This window comes from Nocardioides sp. YIM 152315 (assembly GCF_029210375.1).
Taxonomy (GTDB): domain Bacteria; phylum Actinomycetota; class Actinomycetes; order Propionibacteriales; family Nocardioidaceae; genus Nocardioides.
Map to the genome: position 1 here is coordinate 23,746 of NZ_JARGER010000012.1, position 18,298 is coordinate 42,043.

Below are 18,298 nucleotides of genomic sequence, written 5' to 3' on the forward strand. Positions count from 1 at the left end.
CGCAGCCCCCGTCAGTGCGGCACGACGTCCTTGAGGAACTGCCGAGCGGCGAGGAAGTCGGAGAGCGACTCCCGGTGCTCGTCACAGGCGAGCCAGACCTTGCGCCGGTCGGTGGTGTGGAGCTTGGGGTTGTTCCACTGGAGCTCCCACGCGGCGGGGGCCTGGCAGCCCTTCGCCGAGCAGACGTCGGGGCCTTCGGCCTCGGTCACGATGCCTCCTGAAATGAAGTGGTGCCAGACAGCCACGGGGGAAGCCGTCCGGCACCACGACGAGCCAGGACGGGGGAGACCCGACTCGCGCCTCGGATTCTGTCACCCGGTGGGGTGAAGTCAAGGAGCCGGACGACCTCACGGCGGAGTGTCGCGCTCAGGGCGCTCCTCGAGCTCGCGGACATACTGCTGATTGGGTAGGGAGAACCCGTCGTCCTTGGTCCGGACGGCGTTCGCCATCACCACGGCGACGTACGGGAGGAGCAGCGCGGCGGCGACCAGCACCCACCGCAGCACCCCGGGGCCGACGACGACGGCCGCCACGAAGCAGACGGTACGGATGGCCATCGACACGACATAGCGGCGCTGCCGTCCGGCGATCTCGGCCTCCCGACTGGTGGCGGCCGTCGTGATCCGCACCGCCTCGTCGTCGTGCCGGCTGCCGTGGCGGGTGCCGTGTCGATGCACGTCCCTGGCCATTGATCCATCGTACGTCGGCGGCGCCCTCGCTACGCTCGGGGGCATGACGAACCGCACCTACCGCGTCACCGAGATCGTCGGCACGTCCCCGGACGGCATCGACGCCGCCGTCCGCAACGGCGTCGAGCGCGCCTCGCGCACCCTGCGCCACCTCGACTGGTTCGAGGTGACCCAGGTCCGCGGGCAGATCAAGGACGGCACCGTCGAGCACTTCCAGGTCGGCATGAAGGTCGGATTCCGCCTCGAGGACGACTGATCCGCCCGGGCCTCTTTCGGCCTACTGATCGGTAGTCGCTAGCGTCACCTGACGTGAGCCCAGCAGACGAGAGAGCCCAGGAGCCGAGGTCAGTGCTCGTCACCGGCGGCAACCGCGGCATCGGCCGCGCGATCGCCGAGGCGTACGTCGCGAACGGCGACCGGGTCGCGGTGACCACCCGCAGCGGCGGCGGGCCGGAGGGCACCCTCGACGTGCGGTGCGACATCACCGACACCGAGCAGGTCGAGGCCGCGTTCACGCAGATCGAGGAGGCGCACGGTCCCGTCGAGGTCCTGGTCGCCAACGCGGGCATCACGGCCGACACGCTGCTGCTGCGGATGTCGGACGACGACTGGTCCTCGGTGATCGACACCAACCTGACCGGCTCGTTCCGGGTCGCCAAGCGGGCGTCGAAGGGCATGCTGCGGCTGCGCCGCGGACGGATCGTCCTCATCTCCTCGGTCGTGGGCCTCCTCGGGTCCGCCGGCCAGGTCAACTACGCGGCCTCGAAGGCGGGCCTGGTGGGCATGGCCCGCTCCATCGCCCGCGAGCTCGGGTCCCGGTCGATCACGGCGAACGTCGTGGCGCCCGGCTTCATCGAGACCGACATGACCGGGGTGCTCACGGACGACCAGAAGGCGGCGATCCTCGCGCAGGTGCCGCTGGGACGGTACGGCGCGGTCGACGAGATCGCGGAGACGGTGCTGTGGCTGACCGGCCCCGGCGCGGCGTACGTCACCGGGGCCGTGATCCCGGTCGACGGTGGACTCGGAATGGGGCACTGAAGACATGGCAGGCATCCTCGAGGGCAAGCGCATCCTCGTCGCAGGCGTGACGATGGACAGCTCGATCGGCTTCGCGACCGCGAAGGTGGCGCAGGAGCAGGGCGCGACCGTGCTGATCTCCAACTTCGGGCGCGCCCTCGGCATCACCCGGCGCATCGCCAAGCGGCTCCCCGTCGAGCCGCCGGTGCTGGAGCTCGACGTCACGGACGAGGCGCACCTCGCCGGGCTCGAGGCCCAGGTGCGCGAGCACGTCGACGGGCTCGACGGCATCGTGCACTCCATCGCGTACGGCAATCCCGAGACGCTGCTCGGCGGCAGGTTCCTCACCGGTCCGTGGGCGGACGTCGCCCAGGCGGTGCAGGTGTCGGCGTACTCCCTCATGTCGCTGACCCAGGCGTGCCGACCGCTGATGGCCGACGGTGGCTCGGTGGTCGGCATGACCTTCGACGCGACCGTGGCGTGGCCGGCGTACGACTGGATGGGCGTCGCGAAGGCCGGCCTGGAGTCCTGCTCCCGCTACCTGGCCCGCGACCTGGGACCGGAGGGCATCCGGGTCAACCTGGTCTCGGCCGGTCCGCTGAAGACGCTCGCCGCGAAGGCGATCCCCGGGTTCGAGGAGCTCGAGTCGATGTGGAGCGACCGGTCGCCGCTCGGCTGGGACAACACCGACCACACGCCGACCGCGAAGGCCGTGTGCGCGCTGCTCTCGGACTTCTTCCCGGCCACCACGGGCGAGATCGTGCACGTCGACGGCGGGTTCCACGCCATGGGAGCCTGAGGCCATGGCGCGGCGGCTGGTCGTGATGCGACACGCGAAGGCCGAGCAGGACGGCCCGACCGACTTCGAGCGGCCGCTGGCCGAGCGGGGGCGCGGCGACGCGGCCGCCGCGGGCGCCTGGCTGTCGTCCTCCGGCTTCGTCCCCGACCACGCTCTCGTGTCGGCCGCGCTGCGCACCCGGGAGACCTGGGAGGCCGTGGCGTCGGGCGCCGGCTGGTCGCTCGACCCGGACCTCGACCGGGGCCTGTACGACGCCGGCCCCGACGCTGCCTTCGACATCATCCGGCTGGTGCCCTCGGAGGCGTCCGCACTGCTCGTGGTCGGCCACAACCCGACCATGGCCTACCTCGCGCAGCTCCTCGACGACGGCACCGGCTCGGTCGAGGCGGGCACGGCGATGGCCTCGGAGTTCCCGACGAGCGCGGTCGCGGTCTTCTCGTACGACGGCGCGTGGCCGGACCTCGGCGAGGGTTCCGCCCGGCTGGAGGCGTTCCACGTCGGTCGCGGCTGAGCCCCAGGCTCAGACCGGCGGCGCCGGCGTGACGATCCCGGCCTCGGCGTCGGCGGCCACGACCTCCTCGCGGGAGATGCCGAGCAGGTACATGATCGCGTCGAGGTAGGGCACGTTGACCGAGGTGTCCACGGCGTCGCGGACCATCGGCTTGGCGTTGTAGGCGATGCCGAGGCCGGCGGCGTTGAGCATGTCGAGGTCGTTGGCGCCGTCGCCGATCGCGATGGTCGCGGCCTCCGGCACGCCGATCTCGGCGGCGAACTCCCGCAGTGCGGCGGCCTTGCCGGCGCGGTCGACGACCGGCCCGACGATGCGACCCGTGAGGTGGTCGTCGACGATCTCGAGCTCGTTGGCGCGGGCGAAGTGGATGCCGAGGTCGGCGGCGAGGCGGTCGGTGATCTGGCTGAAGCCGCCCGAGACGATCGCGAACCGGTAGCCGAGTCGACGCAGCGTGCGGACCATGGTCCGCGCACCCGGGGCGAGCTCGATCGCGTCGTAGACCTCGTCGAGCGCTCGCTGCGGCACGCCCGCCAGCAGGGCGACGCGGGACCGCAGGGACTCCTCGAAGTCGATCTCGCCCCGCATCGCCGACTCGGTCACGCGGGTGACCTCGGCCTCGCAGCCGGCATGGGCCGCGAGCATCTCGATGACCTCGCCCTGGACCAGGGTCGAGTCGACGTCCATCACGATGAGGCGGGTGCCGCGCCGCATGAGGTTGGCGGGTTGCACGGCCACGTCGATCCCGTGCTCGGCGGCCTCGGGAGCGAGCACGGTGCGCAGCGCGTCGGTCGCGACGCCGGAGACGTGCAGGTCGATCGCGGTGACCGGGTAGCGGGCCATCCGCTCGATGCGGTCGATGTTGGCCCCGGCGTCGGCGATGCGTCCGGCGATCGCGGCCATCGCCGCGGCCCGGAGCGGGAGGCCGATGACCGTGACGTGCGACCGGCCGGCGCTCCTCGCCCTGTTGTCGCCGACACCGGTCTCGACGTCGACGTCCATGCCGAGCGCTGCTGCGGTGTCCTCGACGGCGGCCCGCACGCGCGCCAGATTGCGGGGCGTGGTGACCAGCACGCCGAGCACGAGCCGGCCGCGCAGCACGATCTGCTCGATGTCGACGACCTCGAGGCCGGCGCTCGCGAGCGCGCCGAACACCGCCGACGTCACACCAGGTCGGTCCTTGCCGGTCAGGGTGATCAGGAGGGTCTCTGGCTTCGCGAGGTTCATCTCAAGCGCGAGGCTATCGCTGGCCGCGCCATTGTCGGTGGAGGCGTCCATGCTGGGTCCATGGCCAACATCCATCACGCGATCGACTACCTCGAGCTCGGCGCCCCGCGGCTGGCGGCGACCCGGGCGTTTTACCAGTCCGCGTTCGGCTGGCGGTTCAACGACTACGGTCCCGACTACGCCGGCATCGTCGCTCCCGACGGCGACGGCGAGGTGGGCGGCCTCAACCGGGCCGGGCAGGCGGGCCGCGGTGGCGCGCTCGTGCTGCTCTTCTCCGACGACCTCGATGCCACGGTCGACGCCGTCCGAGCCGCCGGAGGGGAGGTGGTAGAGGGTCCCTACGAGTTCCCGGGCGGGCGGCGCTTCCACTTCACCGACCCGAGCGGCAACGAGCTGGGCGTCTGGGCCCACGCCTGACTGCTGAAGAGAGCGGCCGCCTCAGGCGGGCGGCCAGACCTCGGGCGAGCACGCGGCGACGAGCGCGTGCCGGCCCGCACGCTGCAGCGGCAGGAGCGCGTCGCGACGGGCCCGCTCCTCGTGGACCGTGACCGACCCGCCCTCGTCCTCGAGCGCGAGGTCGACGATGCCGGTCGCCTGCAGGCCGCGGGCCGCGAGCTCGACGCAGCGCCCCGGCACGCCCGGCGGCGCGGTGGGGACGTCGAGGTGCCGCAGGTTCATCAGTCGGTCGGCGACCTCGGGCCGCCACCGGGCGACGTCGAGGTCCGCCAACGCCGCGGCGGTCGCGAGCAACGCCGCGCGGAGTCCGCGATCGGCCTCGCCGACGTCGACCAGCTGACGGCGGTCGGCCGGCTGGGCGACCCATGCGACCGCGGCACCGGTGCGACGCGGCACCAGCCCCAGGTCCGCGTCGACGGCCACGACGGCCTGGCCGACCTCGAGAGCGTCGGCGTTGAACGCCGTAGGCCCGCCGAGGCCCGCCGGATCTCCCTCCACGGGGAACGCCGCGCCGAGCGCGGTCGCGCCCGTCGACCGCAGGCGGGCGAGCCCGGCGACGAGCGTCTCGGTGCCCTCGGCACCGGGCAGGCGCGCGAACGTGTGGGTGGCATCCGTGTCGATGACCGCGTCGACCACCAGGTCGGCGACGGCGTGGCCGCGCAGCCACGCCGTACCCCACCAGGCGAGCCTGGCCGCGGCCGGAAGCGGTGTCGTCACGGCCCGTGACGATACGCTGCGGACGGTCATCGTCCACTGGATATGGTGTCCGGCATGAGCGCCGTCCTGGACTTCGTCGAGGTCACGATCCGGCGCGGACAGGCAACCCTGCTCGAGCGGGTGAGCTGGCGCGTCGAGGACGACGAGCGCTGGGTGGTCCTGGGGCCGAACGGCGCCGGCAAGACCACGCTGCTGCAGGTCGCCAGCGCGCAGATGCACCCGACCTCCGGCGTCGCGGGCATCCTCGACGAGGTGCTCGGGACGGTCGACGTCTTCGAGCTCCGGCCGCGCATCGGCATCACCAGCGCGGCGCTCGCCGAGCGCATCCCGCGGCCCGAGCGCGTGCACGACGTGGTCGTGTCGGCGTCGTACGGCGTGATCGGCCGGTGGCGCGAGGCGTACGACGCGCTCGACCACGACCGGGCCACCGACCTGCTCACCGAGGTCGGCGCCGTCCACCTGGTCGACCGCTCCTTCGGCACGCTCAGCGAGGGTGAGCGCAAGCGGGTGCAGATCGCCCGTGCGCTGATGGCCGACCCGGAGCTGCTCCTGCTGGACGAGCCGGCGGCCGGGCTCGACCTGGGCGGGCGCGAGGACCTGGTGTCGACGCTGTCGGTGCTCGCCGCGGATCCGGCGTCGCCGGCGACCGTCCTGGTCTCGCACCACGTCGAGGAGATCCCGCCCGGCTTCACCCACGCGATGCTGCTGCGTCGTGGTGAGGTCGTGTCGGCAGGTCCCATCGAGGAGGTCGTCACCGCCGCGAACCTGTCGTCGACCTTCGGCATGCCGCTGGTCCTCACGCACGAGGACGGGCGGTGGGCCGCGCGCCGGCGGACACGGCACAGATAGGGTTCAGGCATGGACTGGCTGGGGGACCATGCGTGGGCCGCGTGGCTCGGGGTGGCGGCGTTCCTCGGGATCGCCGAGCTGCTCAGCCTCGACCTCGTGCTGGTCATGCTCGCCGTCGGTGCCCTCGGTGGCGCCGTGACGGCGGCGGCGGGTGGTGCGATCGTGCTCCAGCTCGTCGTGGCCGCGGTCGTCGCGATCGGGATGCTGGCCGTCGTGCGGCCCTCGCTCGTCGCGAGGCTGCACCAGGGTCCTGACCTCGTGCTCGGCACCGGCAAGCTGGTCGGCCAGCGCGCCACCGTGACCGAGCGCATCACCGGCCTGTCCGTGGGCCGGATCTCGCTGGCCGGCGAGACCTGGAGCGCCGCGCCGTACGACGAGCACGTGACGATCGAGCCGGGGACCACCGTGGAGGTCTTCGAGATCCGCGGCGCCACGGCGTACGTCCACCCGATCCCCGAGCTCGACAGCTAGTCCCGACCGACCGAACCGACGAAGGAGTCCGCCATGGAACTCGCCCTGCTGATCCTGCTGGCGCTGCTGTTGCTGTTCGTCGTGGTGCTCCTGGCCAAGACGATCCGGATCGTCCCGCAGGCGCGGGCCGGGGTCGTCGAGCGGTTCGGGAAGTACCTCAAGACGCTCCCGGCCGGCCTCAACGTCGTCGTGCCGTTCGTCGACCGGGTGCGCTACCTGATCGACCTGCGCGAGCAGGTCGTGAGCTTCCCCCCGCAGCCGGTGATCACCGAGGACAACCTGACGGTCTCGATCGACACCGTCATCTACTTCCAGGTGACCGACCCGATCGCCGCGACGTACGAGATCTCCAACTACATCCAGGCGGTCGAGCAGCTGACGATGACGACGCTGCGCAACATCGTCGGCGGCATGGACCTCGAGCAGACCCTGACCAGCCGCGAGGAGATCAACAACGGCCTGCGCGGCGTCCTCGACGAGGCCACCGGCAAGTGGGGCATCCGCGTCAACCGGGTCGAGATCAAGGGCATCGACCCGCCGCCGTCGATCAAGGACGCGATGGAGAAGCAGATGCGCGCCGACCGCGACAAGCGGGCGCTCATCCTGACCGCCGAGGGACAGCGGCAGTCCGCGATCCTCACCGCGGAGGGCAACAAGCAGTCCTCGATCCTGAACGCCGAGGGCGATCGCGAGTCCCAGATCCTGCGGGCCCAGGCCGAGCGGGAGTCCGCGATCCTGCGCGCGCAGGGCGAGGGGCAGGCGATCCAGACCGTGTTCCAGGCCATCCACGACGGGCAGCCGGACCAGTCGCTGCTGGCCTACCAGTACCTCCAGATGATGCCCAAGATCGCCGAGGGCGACGCCAACAAGGTGTGGATCGTGCCGAGCGAGATCGGCAAGGCCCTCGAGGGCCTCGGCTCGACGATGAACAGCCTGCAGGGGATCCCGCAGCAGGTGGACGGGCCGATCAAGCGGGTCGACATGGGGCCGTCGACCCCGAGGGAGCCCGCGACGGACCCGCAGCTGCGCGAGACCAGCGCAGCGGTCGAGGCAGCGATCGCCGAGGCCGCCAGCGCGGCGAACCCCGGTCGGAGCGCGACGCCGACCGAGACCGACCCGGCGGTCGACCCCGGTGAGGTGCCGCCCGACCAGTGACGTTCTTCGAGGTCGTCGCGATCCTGCTCGCGGGGGTCGCGGCCGGGACCATCAACACGGTCGTCGGGTCCGGGACGCTCATCACGTTCCCCACGTTGCTGGCCTTCGGCGTGCCGCCGGTGACCGCGAACGTCTCCAACACGATCGGGCTCGTGCCCGGCTCGATCTCCGGCGCGATCGCCTACCGCCGCGAGCTCAGGGGCCAACGGTCGCGGGTGCGGCGCCTCGCCGTCGCCTCGCTCGTCGGGGGTACGGCGGGCGCCGTGCTGCTCCTCGTGCTGCCGGAGGGCGCGTTCGAGGCGATCGTGCCGGCGCTGATCCTGCTCGGCCTGGTGCTCGTGGTCCTCCAGCCGCGCATCTCGGCGTGGGTCGCCCGCCGCCACGAAGCCGCCGGCGGGACGCCCCACCACGGCACGTGGTGGGTCTGGCCCGGGGTCATGGCCACGGGCGTCTACGGCGGCTACTTCGGCGCCGCGCAGGGCGTGCTCCTCATGGCCGTGCTCGGCACGGGCATCGACGAGGCGCTGCAGCGGCTGAACGCGGTCAAGAACGTCCTCGCGGCGATCGTGAACGCCGTGGCCGGCCTGATCTTCGTGGTGGTCGCCGAGGTCGACTGGTGGGTGGTGCTCCTGATCGGCGTCGGCTCGGTCCTCGGTGGCCAGCTCGGCGGCCTCGTCGGCCGACGCCTGCCGCCGCTGGGCCTGCGGATCGCCATCGTGCTCGTCGGCACCGTCGCGCTGGCGGCGTTCCTGCTCGGGTGATCCCGGCGGCGACTCAGCTCTTGACGAGGCCCACGATCCCGGACCCGACGGCACCGAGGGCGGGCCCGATCATGGCCATCGCCGACTTCCGGGTGAGCGAGCCGTCCTGCAGGGCGAGGTACCCGGCGGCGGCATCGCCGGCGTCGACCAGGACGCCGAGGCCGATCAGGCCACGCTGGGCCCGCCGGCCGCGGGCCAGCAGCGTCACCACTCCGAGGGCGATCTCGCGAGAGCCGAAGAGGCGGGTGACGTAGGGGAGCTGCGGGTTGCTCGCCGGGTCGAGCTGGAACATCCGCGCTCCGAGCTCCGGGTTCACGAACGCCGCGGTGCCGACGGCGATGCGCCCGATGGACAGGCCGGTCACAGGGTTCATGTCGTGCACCGTAGCGGTCGCCCGCCGACGCCGGCCGTGACAGGCTCGCTCCATGGACCTGTACGACGTGATGCGCTCGACGGCGGCCGTGCGGGAGTTCACCGGCGACCCGCTGCCCGACGAGATCCTGCACCGGATCCTCGACCACGCGCGCTTCGCCCCGAGCGGCGGCAACCGGCAGGGCACGCACGTCATCGTCGTCCGCGACCGGGGGACCCGCGAGCGCCTGGCCGAGCTCAACGCGCCGGCGGTCCGCCGCTACGTCGCCCAGATCAAGGCCGGGCAGAGCCCGTGGAACCCCTTGGAGCCACCCCGTCCGGGACCTGACGAGATCGCCGCCACCGAGGTGCCGGAGCACTTCACCGGGCCGGTGCTCACCGCGGCCGCCGTCCTCGTCGTCTGCGTCGACCTCGGCGTCGTGGCGGCTCTCGACCAGCATCTCGACCGGGTCGGCGTGGTCAGCGGCGCCTCGGTCTACCCCCTCGTGTGGAACGTGTTGCTCGCCGCCCGCAACGAGGGCTTCGGCGGCACGATCACCACGATGGCGGTCGCGGAGGAGCCGGCCGTGCGCGAGCTCCTCGGCATCCCGGAGCAGTACGCCGTCGCCGCCGTCCTCCCGCTCGGCAGGCCCGTCAAGCAGCTGACGAAGCTCAGGCGCCGCCCGGTCGAGGAGTTCGTCACGCGAGAGCGTTTCGACGGCGCGGCCTTCTGAGCGGCGCCAGTGCTCAGTCGACGTAGGTCGACATCCACCGGTGGAGCTCGGCGTACGCCTTCTCCCGGGGCTCCGGGAGCGAGAGGATGACGTCGTGCCGGGCGCCCTCGATGGCGGCGTACGTGACGTGGCTGCCGAGCGCGGTGGCCCACTGCCGGATCTGCGGCACCTCGAGCACGATGTCGTAGCTGTGCGCGTCGGGCCCCATCTCCTTGGGCCAGCGCGTGCCCGACGACGACAGCACGAGCACCGGGCACCCGACGTCGAGGCCACGGTGCAGCTCGTCGTGCCCGAGCCTGATCGCGCGCAGCCACCCGAAGGTGACCGGGAAGGAGTCGAGCGGCTTCCAGTCGGTGTTGAACGTCCACTCTCCGGCGTGGTCGGCGTGCAGGCTGCGGCCGTAGTGACCCTCGATCGTGCGCGGGATCAGCCGCTTCGGGCGCCGCGCCCCGACCTGCTTGACGACCGACGTGCCGAGTCCGCGGACGAACGCGCCGCCCTGCATGTCGAGCCAGGGCGAGTTGAGCACCATGCCCGCGAGGTCGAGCGGGCGGTCCTGGCTGCGGCGCTCGTTGGCCCACAGCGACACGATGAGGCCGCCGGTGGAGTGGGCGCTGATGACGACGTGGTCGTGCCCGTCCCGGCCGGTGACGCGCAGGTACGCCGAGTCGAGCTCCGGGAAGTGCTCGCGCAGGTCCGTGACGTAGTTGGGCGTCTGGTGCGGCCGCAGCGACCGGCCGTACTTGCGCAGGTCGAGCGCGTAGAAGTCGTAGCCGCGCTCGTTCCACCACTCGGCGTACGCCGTCTGGAAGAAGTAGTCGCAGAAGCCGTGGACGTGCAGCACCGCGCGTCCGGTCGGCTCGGTCGCACGTCGTACGACGAGGGTCGCGACGACCGCGCCCTCGTCGTCGGGCGGCAGCGTGATCGTCTCGGCGAGGTAGGGCTCGCCCAGCACGTCGGGGACCAGCTCGTCGAACACGCTGCGACTCAACCGGGTGGTCATGGCGCAAGTCTCTCAGGACGACGCAGGCGCAGGGCGAGGTCGGGGTGGTTCGTGGTGACCAGCCACGCGCGGCCGGTGCGGGTCCAGTGGCGCAGCGACGGCGCGGTGTCGACGGTCCACACCAGCAGCGGAAGGCGGTGGCGGCGGGCGAACCGGGCGACGGTGAGTCGGGCGAGCCAGTGGTGGGCGACCACCAGGTTGGCCCGCGACCGCCCGTAGCGCCGTCCGGGCCAGAGCTCGGAGACCCGGATGCCGATCTGGCGCAGCACCGGCGACCCGGTGACACCGCGGCCGAGGGACAGCCCGACCAGCAGCGCCGGGGCGTGCCGGTCCGACCAGTCACGGACCGCGGCGACCGACCGGTCGTCGAGCGTGGTGACGATGAGGCGGTCGGTGCCGAGGCGCGCCACCGCGTGGGCCACCGCGTCGACCACGCCGTCACCGACGAATTTCACGTCGAGGTGGGCGCGGCTGCGACCGGTCAGCAGGTCGAGCGCGTCGTCGAAGGTCAGCGCACCGCGTGGAGGTGCATCGACGGGGTCGTGGTGCACCACGAGCGTGCCGTCGGCGCACCGCTGGAGGTCGAACTCCACGTAGTCGACGCCGAGCCGCAGGGCCGCCTCGATGGCGTCGCGGGTCAGGCACCGGTGGGCGCTGACCAGGATCGGGTCGTGACGGCGGGAGAGCCTCATCGGCTCCCAGCGTAGGTGGCGGCATAGGCGGCGGCGGCGCGGACGAGGCCGGCGAGCAGGCCGACGTCGGCGGCCGTCTCGGGGTGCCACTGCACGCCGATGCAGAACCGGTCGCCCTGGCCCTGGTGACTGAGCTCGATCGCCTCGACGGTCCCGTCCGACGCGTGCGCCGTCGCCTCGAATCCCGGGTGCGTGCGCACCGACTGGTGGTGGTGGCAGTTGACCGAGAGGCGGTCGCCGAGCAGCGCGGCGACCCGGGTGCCGGGCGTCGTGGTCACCTCGATCGCCCCGAACTCGTCGCCGCCGGGGGAGTGCCGCTCGTGGTCGACCAGGTCGGGGAGGTGCTGGTCGAGCGCGCCACCGGAGCGCACCGCCATCACCTGCATGCCGCGGCAGACGCCGAGCACGGGCAGCCCGGCCGCCTCGGCGGCGTCCAGGAGCGCGACCTCCCACGCGTCCCGGTCGGGGCGCCAGCCCGTCGTGCGGGGGTGCGGCGCCTCGGCGTACCGCTCCGGGTCGACGTCGGCGCCGCCGCTGACGACCAGGCCGTCGAGCCGGGCGACGACGGCCTCCGCCGCCGCGGCCGGGGTCACGGGTGGCAGCAGGACGGGTACGCCGCCGGTCTCCTCGACCGCGGCGGCGTACTGGGTCGGCAGCAGGTCGGCGCGCTGCTGCCAGACGCCCCAGGCGGCGACCTCGCGGTAGGTGGTGAGGCCGATCAGCGGCGCGGTCATCGTGCGGCGCTCACAGCGGCGTGACGTAGGCCCCGGAGATGCCTCCGTCGACGAGGAACGTGCTGGCCGTCATGAACGACGAGTCGTCGGAGGCCAGGAAGAGCACCGCGGCGGCCATCTCCTCGGGTTCGCCGAAGCGCCCCATCGGCACGTGCACGAGCCGGCGCGCGGCGCGTTCGGCGTCCTTGGCGAAGAGCTCCTGCAGCAGCGGTGTGTTGACCGGGCCGGGGCACAGCGCGTTGACCCGCACGCCCTGCCGCGCGAACTGCACGCCGAGCTCCCGGGTCATCGACAGCACGCCGCCCTTGGACGCCGAGTAGGAGATCTGCGAGGTGGCCGCGCCCATGACCGCGACGAACGACGCGGTGTTGATGATCGAGCCCCTGCCCTGCTCGAGCATGTGGGGGAGCGCGGCCTTGCAGCACAGGTAGACCGAGGTCAGGTTGACCTCCTGCACCCGGCGCCACGCGTCGAGGTCGGTGTCGAGGATCGAGTCGTCCTCGGGCGGGCTGATGCCGGCGTTGTTGAACGCGATGTCGACCGACCCGTAGGTGTCCTTCGCGGTGCTGAAGAGCGCGTCGACCTCCTCCTTGGAGGTCACGTCGACGTGCACGTACGTCGCGACGCCCTCGCCCCCCAGCTGGCCCACTAGCTGGTGCCCTCGCTCGTCGTCGATGTCGCCGATGACGACCTTCGCGCCCTCCTCGACGAAGCGCTGGACCGTCGCGAGCCCGATGCCCGAGCAGCCGCCGGTGACGACCGCCACCCGGTCCTGGATGCGTCCTGCCACGTTCGTGCCTCTCTCGTTCGCTACTTCTCAGGCTCTTCTGTCACTTCTGGGCCGTTGCAACCCCCGAGAAGTGTGGGAATACCCGGTGCACCGGGTATTCCGCGTGGGTCCTCCTAGTGTGCGATGAAGACGTTCTTCTCCTCGGTGAACGCCATCGGGGCGTCCGGGCCGAGCTCCCGGCCGAGCCCGGACTGCTTGTAGCCGCCGAACGGCGTCCAGTAGCGCACCGACGCGTGCGAGTTGACGCTGAGGTTGCCGGCCTCGACGGCCCGCGCGACCCTCAGTCCGCGGGCCAGGTCGGTGGTGAAGATCGAGCCGGACAGGCCGTACTCGGTGTCGTTGGCCTTCGCGACCGCATCGGCCTCGTCGTCGAACGGCATCACCGCCACGACCGGGCCGAAGACCTCCTCGCGCCAGATCCTGGTGCCGGGGTCGTCGACGGTCACGACCGACGGGGCGACCCAGTAGCCCGCGCCGCCGGGTGCCGAGCCCGAGAACGCGACCGAGACCTCGTCGAGGTACGCCGTCACCGTCGTCCTCTGCTGCGCCGAGATCAGCGGACCCATCTCCGACGACTCGTCGCTCGGGTCCAGCACCCGGAGCGCGGAGACCGCCGGCTCCAGGTGCGACAGGAACTTGTCGTACGCCGAGCGCTCGACGAGGATCCGCGACCGCGCACAGCAGTCCTGGCCGGCGTTGTCGAAGACTGCGTACGGCGCGCTGGCCGCTGCCGCCGCGACGTCGGCGTCGGCGAAGACGATGTTGGAGCTCTTGCCGCCGAGCTCGAGCGTCACCCGCTTCACCTGCTCGGCGCAGCCCGCCATGATGCGCTTCCCGACCTCGGTCGACCCGGTGAAGCAGACCTTGCGCACCAGCGGGTGCGTCACGAACCGCTCCCCGACCACCGAGCCCTTGCCCGGGATGACCGTCAGCACGTGCTCGGGCAGCCCCGCCTCCAGCGCGAGCTCGCCGATGCGGATCGCGGTGAGCGGCGTCAGCTCGGCGGGCTTGAGCACGACGGTGTTGCCGGCGGCGAGCGCGGGTGCGAGTCCCCAGCCGGCGATGGGCATCGGGAAGTTCCAGGGCACGATGATCCCGACCACGCCGAGCGGCTCGTGGAAGGTGACGTCCACGCCGCCGGGCACGGGGATCTGCCGGCCGAAGAGCCGCTCGGGCGCGCCGGCGTAGTAGTTGAGGCAGTCGCGGACGTTGCCGGCCTCCCAGCGGGCGTTGCCCCAGGTGTGCCCCGCGTTGCGCACCTCGATCTCGGCGAGCTCGTCGACGTGCGCGTCGACCACGGCGGCGAAGCGCCGCAGCAGGCCGGCGCGCTCGCCGGGCGCCATCGCCCGCCAGGCCGGGAACGCCGCGTGGGCGGCCTCGATCGACGCGTCCGCCTCGTCGGCGGTGGCGAGACGGACCTCGGTGACCGGGGTCGCGGTCGCCGGGTTGATGACGGTGTGGGTGTCGCTCACTTACAGCCTCTCGAATCCGCGGAAGAGCTCCCAGTCGGTGACGGCCGCGTTGTACGCCGCCAGCTCGACGTCGGCCATGTTGACGTAGTGGTCGACGACGTCGTCGCCCAGGGCTGCCCGCGCGACGGCCGACGACACGAACGCCGCGCGCGCGTCACCGAGCGTCGCCGGCACCTTCGCCCGGCCGGACGTGTAGGCGTTGCCCTCGAGGGCGGGCTCGAGACGGAGCTCGTGGTCGATGCCGTGCAGTCCTCCGGCGAGCATCGCGGCCAGTGCCAGGTAGGGGTTCACGTCGGCGCCGGGGATGCGGTTCTCCATCCGGGCGCCCGCGCCGCGGCCGACCAGGCGGACGGCGCAGGTGCGGTTGTCGAGCCCCCACGCGATCGTCGTCGGCGCGAACGACCCGTCCGCGAACCGCTTGTAGGAGTTGATGTTCGGTGCGTAGAGCAGGGTGAAGTCGGCGGCGGTCGCCAGCACGCCCGCGACGAAGTGGTCGTAGAGCGCGGTCCGCTCGCCCCGGTCGGCGTCCCAGAAGACGAGCTCTCCCTCCTGGCCGCGCAGCGAGAGGTGGATGTGGCACGAGCTCCCCTCGCGCTCGTTGTACTTCGCCATGAACGTGATCGCCTTGCCCTGCTGGGCCGCGACCTCCTTGGCGACGGTCTTGTAGACCACGTGGTTGTCGGCCGTCGCGAGCGCCTCGGCGTACAGGAAGCCGATCTCGTGCTGCCCGAGGTTGCACTCTCCCTTGGCACCCTCGACGTCGAGGCCGGCGTCGTACATGGTGTTGCGGACCGCGCGCAGCAGTGGCTCGACGCGGCTGGTGCCGAGGATCGAGTAGTCGACGTTGTACTGGTTGGCCGGCGTCAGGTCGTGGTAGCGCGCCGCGTGGGCGGCCTCGTACGTCGTGTCGAACGCGATGAACTCGAGCTCCGTGCCGGCCAGCGCCTGCCAGCCGCGCTCCGCGACGCGGTCGAGCTGGCGCCTCAGGATCGACCGTGGCGACTGCGCGACCGGAGCGTGGTCCGCCGGCCAGACCAGGTCGCACTGGACCATCGCGGTCGCGGGGAGGTGCGTCAGCACGCGGATCGTCCGGTCGTCGAGGACCAGCTCCATGTCGCCGTACCCCTTCTCCCACGAGGAGATGGCGTAGCCGTCGACGGTGTTCATGTCGACGTCCACGGCGAGCAGGTAGTTGCAGCCCTCCGTGCCGTGCTCGACGACGACGTCGGCGAAGTAGCGGCCGTGCAGACGCTTGCCCTGGAGCCGCCCCTGCATGTCGGTGAAGGCCACGACGACGGTGTCGATCTCGCCCGCCTCGATGAGCGAGAGCAGCTGCTCCATCGAGAGGTGCCGGTCGTTGCGCGGTTCCATCACGGGGACTCCTATCCCACCAGGCCGCGCAGCAGCGCGGACGTGTCGTCGCAGTGCTCTTCCATCACCTGGCGCGCCCGCTCCGGCTTGCCGGCGACGATCGCCTTGGCCAGGGCGGCGTGCTGGAGGTCGGAGTGGGCGATGTTGGTGCCGAGGACCGGGATCGCCAGCAGCATCTCGTGCAGCGTCGACTGCACCGAGGTGACCGCCTCGATCACCCGGGCCGAGTCCGCGAGCGACGCGACCGTCAGGTGGAAGCGGGAGTCGGCCTGCCGGTGCGCGGCCGGCTTGCGGGCCGCGGCCACCTCGGCGTGCGCCTGCTCGAGCTGCTCGCGGCGTACGCCGACGGGACGGTTGCGCGCCGCGAGGTACGCCGCGCCCGGCTCGACGATGCGCCGGTACTCGAGGGCGTCGAGCCAGTCGTGGCGTCGCTCCGCGGAGATCCGAGCCGCCGCCCGGGCGGAGGGGGTGCGGGGCTTCAACGTGACGACGGTGCCGCCGCCGCGGCCTCGCCTGGTCTCGACGAGTCCGGCCTGGCGCAGCGCGACGATCGCCTCGCGCAGCGTCGCACGCGAGACGTGCAGGATCGCGGCGAGGTCGCGCTCCGCGGGGAGCGTCGTGCCGAGCGGGTAGACGCCGAGCCGGATCGCCGTGCCGAGCTGCTCGACGCACGCCTCGAACGCGTGGTGCCCGCGCACCGGCCGCAGCACCGCGCCCGGCAGGTGCGGTTCGGGGGAGGCGGTCACGCACACATCCTTCGGTTCACGACCGGTCGCGTCAATGACACCAATGGTCTGAGTTCATACCATTTTTGCGGCCACGTCTTTACACCCCGTTCCGGCCGGGTCTAGCGTCCGGTTCACATTCGCGCGAACTCCCGGAGGGGTGCCTGATGCCCGAAGCACACGAGCCCGTCCCGACTCATCCCGTTCCCGAGCTCAGCGACGACGAGAAGCACCTGGCGCGCCTCGGGTACAAGCAGGACCTGAACCGGTCCTGGTCGGGGTTCTCGAACTTCGCGATCTCGTTCTCGATCATCTCGATCCTGGCCGGCTGCTTCACGAACTTCGGAGCAGGCTTCAACAACGGCGGGCCGATCTCGATCTCCTGGTCGTGGCCGATCCTCGGCGCGTTCATCCTGATCATCGGCTTCACGATGTCCGAGCTGGTGTCTGCCTACCCGACGTCGGGTGGCATCTACTGGTGGGCGTCCAAGCTCGGCGGGCCGGCGGCCGGCTTCTTCACCGGCTGGCTCAACCTGATCGGCCTGGTCGCCGTGACCGCCGGCGTCTCCTACGGCTGCGCGACGTTCATCGACCTCACCGTCAGCACCTACTCGGAGTCCTTCGCCGCCGACTACTCGCTCACGAGGGTGTTCCTGATCTTCGTCGTCGTGCTGGCCCTGGCCTCGGTGCTCAACATCTTCAGCAGCCACCTGATGGCGATCATGAACAACGTCTCGGTGTGGTGGCACGTCGTCGGCGCCAGCCTGATCGTCCTGGTGCTGATCTTCGTGCCCGACCAGCACCAGAGCTTCAGCTACGTGTTCACCGAGCGCTTCAACAACTCCGGCTACGCCGACGGCAGCACCACCAACCTGGCGTTCTGGTTCGCGATCGTGCCCTTCGGCTTCCTGCTCACCCAGTACACGATCACCGGCTTCGACGCCTGCGCCCACCTCTCGGAGGAGACCGCCGAGGCGTCCAAGGCGGCGGCGAAGGGCATCTGGCGCTCGATCTTCTACTCCGTCCTCGGCGGCTACATCCTGCTGCTCTGCGTCGTCTTCGCCATCCCGAACAACGAGGCCGGCCAGCCCGACAACGCCCTCGCGGGTGGAGGCGTGCAGCCCATCTTCCTGGCCGCGCTCGGGCAGAACTGGGCGACGTTCGTGCTGTTCATCTCCGCCTCCGCCCAGTTCTTCTGCGCGACCTCGTGCATGACCTCGGCCTCGCGGATGACGTTCGCGTTCAGCCGCGACGGGGCGATCCCCGGTTCGCCGACCCTGCAGCGCCTGACCCGCACCCGGGTCCCCGCCAACGCCGTCGTCTTCGTCGGTGTCGCCGCCGCGGTGCTGACCCTCCCGGCGCTGATCGAGGTCGACGTCAACGGCACCCCGGTGCCGCTCGCGTTCTACGCCGTCACCTCGATCGCGGTGATCGGGCTCTACCTCGCGTTCGCGATCCCGATCTTCCTGCGCTGGCGGCACGGCGACCGGTTCGAGCTCGGCTCGTGGAACAACGGGTCGAAGTACAAGTGGATGAACCCCATCGCCGTGGCGGAGATCGTCATCGTCTGCGTCTTCCTGATGATGCCGACGACGCCGGCCGCCAACCCGTTCCGGGACGAGTTCGAGTGGAAGTTCGTCAACTACGCTCCGATCGTGACGGTGGGCGCCCTGGTGGTGCTGACGATCTGGTGGTTCGCCTCGGCGCGACACTGGTTCAAGGGTCCCAAGCACACCATCGACCAGGCGGTCGTCGAGGCGTTCGACGACTGACG

Annotated in this window: 23 protein-coding genes; 11 read left to right on the top strand and 12 right to left on the bottom strand. The window is 71.6% G+C overall.

Going from position 1 to position 18,298, the window contains the following annotated elements:
- Positions 1–11 precede the first annotated feature (11 nt).
- On the bottom strand, positions 12–209 hold the full coding sequence (locus PZ894_RS02340) for an acetone carboxylase (RefSeq protein WP_275742076.1): 198 nt from the start codon (positions 207–209) through the stop codon (positions 12–14).
- 138 nt (positions 210–347) lie between these two features.
- Positions 348–689 carry a DUF3099 domain-containing protein gene (locus PZ894_RS02345; protein ID WP_275742078.1) on the bottom strand — a complete coding sequence of 114 codons (342 nt, stop codon included), beginning with the start codon at positions 687–689 and terminating at the stop codon, positions 348–350.
- A gap of 43 nt (positions 690–732) precedes the next feature.
- Between PZ894_RS02345 and PZ894_RS02350 the strand changes: the two genes are divergently transcribed.
- The 4 genes from PZ894_RS02350 to PZ894_RS02365 are packed head-to-tail and all read left to right on the top strand — an operon-like array spanning position 733 to position 3,019.
- Positions 733–945, top strand: a complete 213-nt coding sequence (locus tag PZ894_RS02350) for a dodecin (protein ID WP_275742080.1) — start codon at positions 733–735, stop codon at positions 943–945.
- A 53-nt stretch (positions 946–998) separates the two neighbouring features.
- Positions 999–1,730, top strand: a complete 732-nt coding sequence (locus tag PZ894_RS02355; RefSeq protein ID WP_275742082.1) for a beta-ketoacyl-ACP reductase — start codon at positions 999–1,001, stop codon at positions 1,728–1,730.
- A gap of 4 nt (positions 1,731–1,734) precedes the next feature.
- A complete protein-coding gene (gene fabI, locus PZ894_RS02360) occupies positions 1,735–2,508 on the top strand; it encodes an enoyl-ACP reductase FabI (protein ID WP_275742084.1) in 774 nt (257 codons plus the stop codon).
- 4 nt (positions 2,509–2,512) lie between these two features.
- On the top strand, positions 2,513–3,019 hold the full coding sequence (locus tag PZ894_RS02365) for a histidine phosphatase family protein (RefSeq protein WP_275742086.1): 507 nt from the start codon (positions 2,513–2,515) through the stop codon (positions 3,017–3,019).
- Positions 3,020–3,028: 9 nt separating this feature from the next.
- Here PZ894_RS02365 and serB read toward each other — a convergent pair whose 3' ends face one another.
- A complete protein-coding gene (gene serB, locus PZ894_RS02370; protein WP_275742089.1) occupies positions 3,029–4,243 on the bottom strand; it encodes a phosphoserine phosphatase SerB in 1,215 nt (404 codons plus the stop codon).
- Between the two features lie 60 nt (positions 4,244–4,303).
- On the opposite strand from serB, the gene PZ894_RS02375 reads away from it, so the two are divergent.
- Complete coding sequence (locus PZ894_RS02375; protein ID WP_275742090.1) at positions 4,304–4,660, top strand: VOC family protein; 357 nt, start codon at positions 4,304–4,306, stop codon at positions 4,658–4,660.
- A 21-nt stretch (positions 4,661–4,681) separates the two neighbouring features.
- Here PZ894_RS02375 and PZ894_RS02380 read toward each other — a convergent pair whose 3' ends face one another.
- A complete protein-coding gene (locus PZ894_RS02380; protein WP_275742092.1) occupies positions 4,682–5,416 on the bottom strand; it encodes a hypothetical protein in 735 nt (244 codons plus the stop codon).
- Between the two features lie 54 nt (positions 5,417–5,470).
- On the opposite strand from PZ894_RS02380, the gene PZ894_RS02385 reads away from it, so the two are divergent.
- From PZ894_RS02385 to PZ894_RS02400, 4 genes are read left to right on the top strand one after another with little or no spacing between them, the layout of a single operon-like run.
- Positions 5,471–6,265 (top strand): ABC transporter ATP-binding protein, encoded by a 795-nt coding sequence (locus PZ894_RS02385; RefSeq protein WP_275742094.1) that lies wholly within the window; start codon positions 5,471–5,473, stop codon positions 6,263–6,265.
- Positions 6,266–6,274: 9 nt separating this feature from the next.
- Positions 6,275–6,736: an NfeD family protein gene (locus PZ894_RS02390; protein WP_275742096.1), complete on the top strand. Its 462-nt coding sequence runs from the start codon at positions 6,275–6,277 to the stop codon at positions 6,734–6,736.
- Between the two features lie 33 nt (positions 6,737–6,769).
- Positions 6,770–7,891 carry an SPFH domain-containing protein gene (locus tag PZ894_RS02395; protein ID WP_275742098.1) on the top strand — a complete coding sequence of 374 codons (1,122 nt, stop codon included), beginning with the start codon at positions 6,770–6,772 and terminating at the stop codon, positions 7,889–7,891.
- Positions 7,888–8,652: a sulfite exporter TauE/SafE family protein gene (locus tag PZ894_RS02400; protein WP_275742100.1), complete on the top strand. Its 765-nt coding sequence runs from the start codon at positions 7,888–7,890 to the stop codon at positions 8,650–8,652. Before PZ894_RS02395 ends, PZ894_RS02400 begins: the two co-directional genes overlap by 4 nt.
- Before the next feature lie 13 nt (positions 8,653–8,665).
- On the opposite strand, the gene PZ894_RS02405 is transcribed toward PZ894_RS02400, so the two are convergent.
- Positions 8,666–9,025 (bottom strand): DUF4267 domain-containing protein, encoded by a 360-nt coding sequence (locus tag PZ894_RS02405; protein WP_275742101.1) that lies wholly within the window; start codon positions 9,023–9,025, stop codon positions 8,666–8,668.
- Between the two features lie 52 nt (positions 9,026–9,077).
- Here PZ894_RS02405 and PZ894_RS02410 point away from each other — a divergent pair, with 52 nt between their 5' ends.
- Positions 9,078–9,737 (top strand): nitroreductase family protein, encoded by a 660-nt coding sequence (locus PZ894_RS02410; RefSeq protein ID WP_275742103.1) that lies wholly within the window; start codon positions 9,078–9,080, stop codon positions 9,735–9,737.
- Between the two features lie 13 nt (positions 9,738–9,750).
- Here PZ894_RS02410 and PZ894_RS02415 read toward each other — a convergent pair whose 3' ends face one another.
- The 7 genes from PZ894_RS02415 to PZ894_RS02445 all read right to left on the bottom strand — a co-directional run bounded on the left by PZ894_RS02415 (position 9,751) and on the right by PZ894_RS02445 (position 16,545).
- On the bottom strand, positions 9,751–10,740 hold the full coding sequence (locus PZ894_RS02415) for an alpha/beta hydrolase (RefSeq protein ID WP_275742105.1): 990 nt from the start codon (positions 10,738–10,740) through the stop codon (positions 9,751–9,753).
- Complete coding sequence (locus tag PZ894_RS02420) at positions 10,737–11,432, bottom strand: glycerophosphodiester phosphodiesterase (RefSeq protein WP_275742107.1); 696 nt, start codon at positions 11,430–11,432, stop codon at positions 10,737–10,739. Before PZ894_RS02420 ends, PZ894_RS02415 begins: the two co-directional genes overlap by 4 nt.
- Positions 11,429–12,166 carry a gamma-glutamyl-gamma-aminobutyrate hydrolase family protein gene (locus tag PZ894_RS02425; protein WP_275742109.1) on the bottom strand — a complete coding sequence of 246 codons (738 nt, stop codon included), beginning with the start codon at positions 12,164–12,166 and terminating at the stop codon, positions 11,429–11,431. Before PZ894_RS02425 ends, PZ894_RS02420 begins: the two co-directional genes overlap by 4 nt.
- A gap of 10 nt (positions 12,167–12,176) precedes the next feature.
- Complete coding sequence (locus tag PZ894_RS02430; protein WP_275742111.1) at positions 12,177–12,956, bottom strand: 3-oxoacyl-ACP reductase; 780 nt, start codon at positions 12,954–12,956, stop codon at positions 12,177–12,179.
- A 113-nt stretch (positions 12,957–13,069) separates the two neighbouring features.
- Positions 13,070–14,428 (bottom strand): aldehyde dehydrogenase family protein, encoded by a 1,359-nt coding sequence (locus PZ894_RS02435; protein ID WP_275742113.1) that lies wholly within the window; start codon positions 14,426–14,428, stop codon positions 13,070–13,072.
- On the bottom strand, positions 14,429–15,799 hold the full coding sequence (locus tag PZ894_RS02440) for a glutamine synthetase family protein (protein WP_275742342.1): 1,371 nt from the start codon (positions 15,797–15,799) through the stop codon (positions 14,429–14,431).
- Between the two features lie 11 nt (positions 15,800–15,810).
- Complete coding sequence (locus PZ894_RS02445; protein WP_275742115.1) at positions 15,811–16,545, bottom strand: FCD domain-containing protein; 735 nt, start codon at positions 16,543–16,545, stop codon at positions 15,811–15,813.
- 146 nt (positions 16,546–16,691) lie between these two features.
- Here PZ894_RS02445 and PZ894_RS02450 point away from each other — a divergent pair, with 146 nt between their 5' ends.
- Positions 16,692–18,296, top strand: coding sequence for an amino acid permease (locus PZ894_RS02450; RefSeq protein ID WP_275742117.1), 1,605 nt, complete (start codon positions 16,692–16,694; stop codon positions 18,294–18,296).
- Positions 18,297–18,298: the final 2 nt, after the last annotated feature.

Bases quoted from the DNA above. Each gene is read 5' to 3' on its own strand.
- PZ894_RS02345 (WP_275742078.1), bottom strand. From the start codon at position 689: ATGGCCAGGGACGTGCATCGACACGGCACCCGCCACGGCAGCCGGCAC.
- PZ894_RS02350 (WP_275742080.1), top strand. From the start codon at position 733: ATGACGAACCGCACCTACCGCGTCACCGAGATCGTCGGCACGTCCCCG.
- fabI (WP_275742084.1), top strand. From the start codon at position 1,735: ATGGCAGGCATCCTCGAGGGCAAGCGCATCCTCGTCGCAGGCGTGACG.
- PZ894_RS02365 (WP_275742086.1), top strand. From the start codon at position 2,513: ATGGCGCGGCGGCTGGTCGTGATGCGACACGCGAAGGCCGAGCAGGAC.
- serB (WP_275742089.1), bottom strand. From the start codon at position 4,243: ATGAACCTCGCGAAGCCAGAGACCCTCCTGATCACCCTGACCGGCAAG.
- PZ894_RS02375 (WP_275742090.1), top strand. From the start codon at position 4,304: ATGGCCAACATCCATCACGCGATCGACTACCTCGAGCTCGGCGCCCCG.
- PZ894_RS02385 (WP_275742094.1), top strand. From the start codon at position 5,471: ATGAGCGCCGTCCTGGACTTCGTCGAGGTCACGATCCGGCGCGGACAG.
- PZ894_RS02390 (WP_275742096.1), top strand. From the start codon at position 6,275: ATGGACTGGCTGGGGGACCATGCGTGGGCCGCGTGGCTCGGGGTGGCG.
- PZ894_RS02395 (WP_275742098.1), top strand. From the start codon at position 6,770: ATGGAACTCGCCCTGCTGATCCTGCTGGCGCTGCTGTTGCTGTTCGTC.
- PZ894_RS02405 (WP_275742101.1), bottom strand. From the start codon at position 9,025: ATGAACCCTGTGACCGGCCTGTCCATCGGGCGCATCGCCGTCGGCACC.
- PZ894_RS02410 (WP_275742103.1), top strand. From the start codon at position 9,078: ATGGACCTGTACGACGTGATGCGCTCGACGGCGGCCGTGCGGGAGTTC.
- PZ894_RS02415 (WP_275742105.1), bottom strand. From the start codon at position 10,740: ATGACCACCCGGTTGAGTCGCAGCGTGTTCGACGAGCTGGTCCCCGAC.
- PZ894_RS02420 (WP_275742107.1), bottom strand. From the start codon at position 11,432: ATGAGGCTCTCCCGCCGTCACGACCCGATCCTGGTCAGCGCCCACCGG.
- PZ894_RS02425 (WP_275742109.1), bottom strand. From the start codon at position 12,166: ATGACCGCGCCGCTGATCGGCCTCACCACCTACCGCGAGGTCGCCGCC.
- PZ894_RS02440 (WP_275742342.1), bottom strand. From the start codon at position 15,799: ATGGAACCGCGCAACGACCGGCACCTCTCGATGGAGCAGCTGCTCTCG.
- PZ894_RS02450 (WP_275742117.1), top strand. From the start codon at position 16,692: ATGCCCGAAGCACACGAGCCCGTCCCGACTCATCCCGTTCCCGAGCTC.